Source organism: Arthrobacter sp. Bi83 (assembly GCF_918698095.1).
Taxonomy (GTDB): domain Bacteria; phylum Actinomycetota; class Actinomycetes; order Actinomycetales; family Micrococcaceae; genus Arthrobacter.
Window position 1 is genome coordinate 1 of record NZ_CAKKLY010000093.1, and the last position, 7191, is coordinate 7191.

Genomic DNA, 7191 nt, shown 5'->3' on the forward strand with positions numbered 1-7191 from the left:
TCCGACAGGTGTGCGATCGTGGCGGCCGCCCGCCGCTGGGCCTCCGGCGGCACGTCGCGGACGATGTCGGCGAGGAAGGCGTAGCGCCGCATCCATTGGCTCCCCCGGCGTTCCGGCCGGGCGATGGCGCGCTTCCACCAGTCAGCGATGTCCCCCCAGCCGGGCGCCGCGAGCGAGCCCCCGACTTCCTGGACGGCCAGCGCGGCGCACAGGTTCGCGAACCGCAGCCTGTCACCCAGCGGCCAACCCGCCAGGCAGCCCACCACGAACGCCGCCCCGAAGCAGTCCCCGGCCCCCGTGGGATCGTAGGCGGTCACCGGCAGGGACGGCACCCATTCCTCCTCGCCGGTCTCCGAGTCCACGGCCATGGCTCCCTGTTGCCCCAGTGTCACCACGGCCACGGGCACACGGTCTGCCAGCGAGTACAGGGCGGCCCAGGGATTCTCCTTGCCGGTGAAGGCCATGGCCTCGCGCTGGTTGGGCATGAAGGCGTGGAAGTACCGCAGATTCTCGAGCCGGGCGTGCGACCACTCGCCGCTGGGATCCCAGCCCACGTCGCCGAACAGCTTCACGCCGGCGTTGTGCGCCGCCAGCGCCCAGGGCTCAAGCTCGTGGCCGAGGTCCGCCACTGCCGCCAGTGCGGGCGGGGGCTCCCCGATCAGCTCGGAGGCCGTCACCGGCGCGGGATGCCCGTGGGTCACCATGGACCGGTCGTGGTCCACACTCAGGGACACCGTCACCGGCGAATGCCAGCCCGGAACGCGCCGAGACAGGGACAGATCCACGTGCTCCTGCCCGGCAAGAATCTTCCAGTTGTAGTCCCCGTAGCCGTCGTCACCGAACGCCGCCGCAAGGCCCGTCCGCAGGCCCAGCCGGGCGGCCGCGATGGCCTGGTTCGCCACGCCCCCGGGGCAGCTTCCCATCCCTTCGCTCCAGATTTCGGTCCCGGGCTGGGGCGCGTGCGGCAGTCCCGTGAAAATGATGTCCTGGAACACCGTCCCGGCCAGCAGCAGGTCAAAACCTCCGGCCGACGTCGTTCGGACGGAAGAGAGCGGATCGAAGCGGCCTGCGGGAATCGCATCCATGTTCGGCACACTACGCCGTGGGCCTTGGTGTTGAAACCCCAAGGTCTGGGGGTACGGCCAGGACCGGCGGTGCTCGCCGCCGGTCCGCAACGGTGAGCGGATGGATGGCGAAGCGGCACAGTGCGCATAGACTCCTGCCATGCGGCTCATGATCGCCGGTGGCGGCGGATTCCGGGTTCCCCTCGTGTACCGGGCGCTCTGCTCGGGGCCATACGCCGGACTGGTCCGGGAACTGGTGCTCTTCGACGTCGATCCCGGCCGCCTCGCTGCCATCAGCGCGGTGCTCCGCTCCATGGCGGCGGCCTCCGGGACGGACGGCAGGGCCGCCGTCGGGCAGCCCCCGGCGGTGACCACCACCTCGTCCCTCCGCGAGGCACTGGCGGGCACCGACGTAGTGTTTGCAGCCATCCGGCCGGGCGGGACGGCAGGCCGGATAGCGGATGAACGCGTCGCGCAGGCCCTCGGGCTGCTGGGCCAGGAAACCACGGGCGCGGGCGGCATCTCGTACGCGCTGCGCTCCATCCCCGCCATGCTGGAACTGGCCCGCGAAATGCGGACGCACTGCCCGGACGCGTGGCTGGTCAACTTCACCAATCCGGCGGGGATGGTCACCGAAGCGCTGCTGCCCGTGCTGGGCCGGAAGGTCATTGGCATCTGCGATTCCGCGAGCGCCCTGGTCCACCGCGCCGCCAGGGCTGCGGGCGCGCCCCTGCCTGCCGGGAAGCTCGACGGCGTGGGCTACTACGGGCTGAACCATCTCGGCTGGCTGTACCGGCTGGAGTCCGGCGGCCGTGATCTCCTGCCGGGGCTGCTGGCCGACGCCGGCGCGCTTGCCGGCTTCGAGGAGGGCAGGCTGTTTCCGCAGCCCGTCCTGCAGGCGCTGGGCGTCCTGCCGAACGAATACCTGTTCTACTACTACGAAACAGCGCGGGCGGCCGCGGCGATGCGCGCCATGGAGGGCACCCGCGGCGAGTCCATCCATGGCCAGCAGGCCGAGCTGTATCCCCGGCTGGCCGCCGCTGGCGAGGCGGCGTTTGGATTGTGGGATGCCGCACGCAGGTCCCGCGAAGAGGGTTATCTGGCCGAAGCCCGCAGCGCCGGAGAGGCGCGCGATGCCGAGGATCTTGCCGGCGGCGGCTACGAACAGGTGGCGCTGGCGGTGATGCGGGCACTTGTCGGTGAAGGACCGGGCGGGTCTGGCACGGACGGCGGCAGCACCCAGCTGATCCTCAACACGCGGAACTCAGCCGTTTCTCGACCGGGCGGCGGCGCGGAGCCGGCGATTCCAGGGCTGCCGCCGGACGCCGTCGTCGAGGTTCCCTGCACCGTGACCGCCAGCGGCGCGGTGCCCATTGCGCAGGACCGTCCGGCCGAACCGCAGCTGAGCCTCATGCAGCGCGTGAAGCGCGTGGAGCTCCTCACCGTGCAGGCCGCGGCCGGCGGCGAGCGCGATGCTGCGCTGGAAGCCTTCGCCGCTCACCCGCTGGTAGGGACGGAGAAACTCGCCGGACAGCTGCTTGCCGGGTACGAGGCCGCGTTCCCCGGGTTGGCGACGTTGTGGCGGAGATCCGGCGGGGACAGCCGCAGTTAACCGGGGCGTGCTACTTCGAACGGTGCCCCGACGGCCGCAGCTGCGTGACGGCCGCAGCCTCACCTCGACACCAGCACCTCCAGCTCGTCGATCAGGCCGTCCACGCCCGGCGACGCCGCGATCGCCGCGCCAATCCGCCGGCTGCCGGCCTGGTATCGCCCGTCACTCAAGACCTTCTGCACAGCATCCCGGATGGCAGCCGGGGCCGGCCGCCCGGTTCCGAGACTAATTCCTGCGCCTGCCCAGGCAACCCGGGCGGCTCCCTCGGGCTTGTCCTCAGTGTCTCCGGCGACCACAATGGGCACGCCGTTTTCCATCGCGTAGTGCAGTCCGCCGTATCCCCCGTTGGTCACATACACCGCGACCTTCGGCATGAGCTCGGCGTCGGGCAGGAATTCGGCGGCACGCGCGTTCGCAGGGAGCGGCGGCAAATCAGCCAGCGGACGCCGCCCCGTGCTGACCACCACAGTCACGTCCTCCTGCGCGAGCGCCTCCAAGCTCGGCGCCACGAGTGCCGAGAAGTCTGTGTTCGACACGGTTCCCTGGGTCACGTAGACCACCGGACGGGAACCGTTCAGATCTCCCCACCACTCGGGCCTTGCAATGCCGCTGGGAACGTGCCGGGCCGTCGGTCCGAAGTAGCGCAGGTTCGCCGGCGCATCCGATCGAGGGTATTCGAACTCAGGGACCGTAAACTGCGCGATGAGTTCCGCCCGCCGCGGCCAGTCGAGCATGAATAGCCCCTCCAGCCCCACTCCTGTCAGCTCCCGCATGATGGCGTCGACCTGCCGGTCGCTGTCCCGCAGCAGGATCTTTTCCACCAGCCAGTTCAGGGCGCGGTTCCGCAGGCGGGCGGCCGGCCCGCGTCCGGGCGCCAGACCGAGACCGAACGGCGCGCAGTCCGCGCTGGAGAGCGTTAACGGCAGGATGCCGCAGGCGATGACCGGCGGACGGTCCTCCAGCGGCAGCCCCGAGAGTGTGCCGGCTCCGACGAATGTGACTTCTGCAAGAACCAGATCTGTCGGTTCGGCCTGGATCGCCGCCGACAACGCCTCGAACTGGCCGCGCGCCGGATCGATAACCAGCACGCGGACGCCCTCCCGCACCGCCGCAATGCCCTTGGCGCTGCTGGCCGGGGGCGTGTACTCGGCCCCGGCACCCAGGGGCACAAATTCTGCACCGACTGCCCGGACCGCCTCCTGGTATGCAGGACCCGTCAGAAACCGCACACGGTGCCCGCGGTCGATCAGTCGCCGGGCAACGCCCAGCATCGGTGAAACGTGGCCGTCGTGAGGACCGCTGCAAACGATGATGGAAGCCATGGTTGGAGCCTATGGGGCGGGCAGCAGAACGTCTACAGCCGGTCACGAGGGCCCGGGCCGTGAATCCGCGGGCGCTTCAGGAGTAGTGTTTTACCGGATGCAGTTCCCGGGCCGGGCGCCGCAGTTGGCGCTGGCGTGTGTGAGTCCCCGTGAACCGAAAGGAGAGCCGTGACCCCGATCAAGCGCGTGGCCTTCCTCTCCCTTCACACCTCCCCGATGGAGCAGCCCGGTTCCGGGGACGCCGGCGGCATGAACGTATACATCCGCGGACTGGCGTCGGCACTCGCCGAAAGCGGCGTGGAGGTGGAGATCTTCACCCGGTCCACGGACGCCGGCCAGCCCGCCGTCGAACATCCGGACCCCGGGGTGTGCGTCCACAACGTCCTGGCCGGACCGACGCGGAAGCTGCCCAAGGAGGAGCTGCCGGAGCTGCTGCACAGCATGGTGGCCGAGATCGAACGGATCCGCGAGCGGCAGCCGCACGGCCGCTACGACATCATCCATTCCCACTACTGGGTGTCGGGCGTGGCCGGACTGGAGCTTTCCAGGCTGTGGGGCGTCCCGCTGGTCCACACCATGCACACTATGGCCAAGGTCAAGAACCTCCTCCTGCAGTCCGGCGAAAAGCCGGAGCCGCGCCGCCGTGAGGACGGCGAACACCGGATCGTGGAGGGCGCCGCGCGGCTGATCGCCAACACCAGCGCCGAGGCCGCCGAACTCGTGTCGCACTACGACGCCGACTTTGACCACATCGACGTCGCTCCCCCGGGCGTTGACCTCGCCGTTTTCACCCCCGCCTTCCGCGGCCGCTCACGCGCCGCGCACGGCATCCTGCCGGGCACCTTCCACCTGTTGTTCGCCGGCCGCATCCAGCGGCTTAAGGGGCCCCAGATTCTGGTCAAGGCGGCCGCCCTGCTCCGCGAGCGCCGTCCGGACATCGACCTGAAGCTGACCATTCTGGGAGCGCTGAGCGGCGCGAAGGACTTCAACCTGAAGTCGCTGGTCACCGCCGCCGGAATGGACGACGCCGTCACCCACCACCCGCCGGTCGGCGCGGCCGAGCTGGCGGGCTGGTACCGCTCGGCCGACGTCGTCGTCATGCCGTCCTACAGCGAGTCCTTTGGCCTCGTGGCGCTGGAGGCCCAGGCCTGCGGCACGCCTGTGGTGGCCACCCGTGTTGGCGGGCTGTCCCGCGCCATCTTTGACGGCCGCACCGGGCTGCTGGTGGACGGCCACCGGGCCGCTGACTGGGCCGACGCCCTCGAAGCCCTCTATGACGACCCGGTCACGAGGGAGGACATGGGCCGCGCGGCCTCCGTGCACGCGCAGAGCTCGGGGTGGCAGCGCACGGCCGCCATCACGCTGGAAAGCTACCATGCCGCCGTCGACGAGTTCCCAGCCGGCCACAGCGTGCCGGCCGGCTACGTTCCGCGGCTCACCGGCTGAGCCGGGCCCGGCCGGAGAAGACCCAAACGGATTCCCCCGAACCAAAGGACGACGATGTCTGACAGCAGCACCCCGAGCGATCTGGAAATTGCCCGCGGCGCCAGCCTGCGGCCCATCGGGGACATCGCGGCCGCCGCCGGCATCGATGCCGGGGCCGTGGAGCTCTACGGCCGGTTCAAGGCGAAGATCGATCCGGCCAAGCTGTCCGCCGCGGCCGCGCAGGGAAAAGTGGTTCTGGTGTCGGCGATGTCGCCCACTCCTGCCGGTGAGGGTAAGTCCACCACCACGGTGGGGCTTGCCGACTCGCTGGCCAGGGCGGGCCACAGGGTGATGATCGCTTTGCGTGAGCCCTCGCTCGGGCCGGTCCTGGGGATGAAGGGCGGGGCAACCGGCGGAGGCTATTCCCAGGTGGTGCCCATGGACGAGATCAACCTGCATTTCACCGGCGACTTCCACGCCGTGACGTCGGCCAACAATGCCCTCATGGCGCTGGTGGACAACCACATCTACCAGGGCAACGACCTGAACATCGACCCGCGCCGCATGACGTTCAAGCGGGTGCTGGACATGAACGACCGCTCACTCCGGGAGGTGGTGATCGGCCTCGGCGGACCGACGCAGGGCATCCCGCGCCAGGACGGCTTCGACATCACCGTGGCTTCGGAGATCATGGCGGTGTTCTGCCTCGCCACCGACATCGCAGATTTGCGGGCACGGCTGGGCCGCATCACGTTCGGCTACACCTACGACCGCGCGCCGGTCACGGTGGCCGACCTGGGCGTCCAGGGCGCCCTGACCCTGCTGCTCAAGGACGCCATCAAGCCCAACCTGGTGCAGACCATCGCCGGCACCCCGGCGCTGGTGCACGGCGGCCCGTTCGCCAACATTGCCCACGGCTGCAACTCCCTCATTGCCACGCAGACGGCCCGCCGGCTCGCTGACATCGTGGTCACGGAGGCCGGCTTCGGCGCGGACCTGGGGGCCGAGAAGTTTATGGATATCAAGGCGCGCATCGCGGACGTGGCACCGGCCGCCGTCGTGGTGGTGGCCACGGTCCGCGCCCTGAAGATGCACGGCGGGATCGCCAAGGACCAACTGAAGGAGCCCAACGTGGAGGCGCTGGCCGCCGGTGTGGCCAATCTCCGCCGCCACGTCCGCAACGTGGAGAAGTTCGGCGTCACCCCCGTGGTGGCCATCAACAAATTCGCCACGGACACACAGGAGGAACTTGACTGGCTGATCGACTGGTGTGCAGGGGAAGGCATCCAGGCTGCCGTGGCGGATGTCTGGGGCCGTGGCGGAGGCGGGGACGGCGGCGATGAACTGGCGGCGAAGGTGGCGGCTGCCGTTGCCGGGCCCAACAACTTCCGTCACCTGTACCCGCTGGAGCTGTCTGTGGAGGACAAGATCCGGACCATCGCGCAGGAGATCTACGGCGCGGACGGGGTGGATTTCTCCGTGCCTGCACTGCGGCGGCTGGCGGACATTGAGAAGAACGGCTGGTCCGGGCTGCCCGTGTGCATGGCCAAGACGCAGTACTCCTTCACCGACGACGCCTCCCGGCTGGGCGCACCCAAGGGCTTCACTATCCACGTGCGCGACCTGATTCCCAAGACCGGCGCAGGCTTCATCGTGGCCCTCACCGGCGCGGTGATGACGATGCCCGGGCTTCCTGCCGTGCCGGCGGCCCTGCGGATGGACGTGGACACGGACGGCAACCCGGTGGGCCTGTTCTAGACGCTCTCTC

The 7191-nt window shown here is 69.7% G+C and carries 5 protein-coding genes; 3 read left to right on the forward strand and 2 right to left on the reverse strand.

The annotated features are described in order from the left end of the window. Positions 1–1085, reverse strand: a 1085-nt coding sequence (locus LQ144_RS22475) for a carbohydrate kinase family protein (protein WP_230121465.1), incomplete at its 3' end; no start/stop codon positions are given. Between the two features lie 139 nt (positions 1086–1224). Here LQ144_RS22475 and LQ144_RS22480 point away from each other — a divergent pair. After that, positions 1225–2676 carry a 6-phospho-beta-glucosidase gene (locus LQ144_RS22480; RefSeq protein ID WP_230121466.1) on the forward strand — a complete coding sequence of 484 codons (1452 nt, stop codon included), beginning with the start codon at positions 1225–1227 and terminating at the stop codon, positions 2674–2676. Between the two features lie 59 nt (positions 2677–2735). On the opposite strand, the gene LQ144_RS22485 is transcribed toward LQ144_RS22480, so the two are convergent. Further along, complete coding sequence (locus tag LQ144_RS22485) at positions 2736–3998, reverse strand: nucleotide disphospho-sugar-binding domain-containing protein (protein ID WP_230121467.1); 1263 nt, start codon at positions 3996–3998, stop codon at positions 2736–2738. Between the two features lie 168 nt (positions 3999–4166). On the opposite strand from LQ144_RS22485, the gene mshA reads away from it, so the two are divergent. Together mshA and LQ144_RS22495 are read left to right on the forward strand one after the other, a co-directional pair. After that, positions 4167–5444 (forward strand): D-inositol-3-phosphate glycosyltransferase, encoded by a 1278-nt coding sequence (gene mshA / locus LQ144_RS22490; RefSeq protein WP_230121468.1) that lies wholly within the window; start codon positions 4167–4169, stop codon positions 5442–5444. A 54-nt stretch (positions 5445–5498) separates the two neighbouring features. Beyond that, positions 5499–7181 (forward strand): formate--tetrahydrofolate ligase, encoded by a 1683-nt coding sequence (locus tag LQ144_RS22495; RefSeq protein ID WP_230121469.1) that lies wholly within the window; start codon positions 5499–5501, stop codon positions 7179–7181. Positions 7182–7191 lie beyond the last annotated feature (10 nt).

Bases quoted from the DNA above. Each gene is read 5' to 3' on its own strand.
- LQ144_RS22480 (WP_230121466.1), top strand. From the start codon at position 1,225: ATGCGGCTCATGATCGCCGGTGGCGGCGGATTCCGGGTTCCCCTCGTG.
- LQ144_RS22485 (WP_230121467.1), bottom strand. From the start codon at position 3,998: ATGGCTTCCATCATCGTTTGCAGCGGTCCTCACGACGGCCACGTTTCA.
- LQ144_RS22495 (WP_230121469.1), top strand. From the start codon at position 5,499: ATGTCTGACAGCAGCACCCCGAGCGATCTGGAAATTGCCCGCGGCGCC.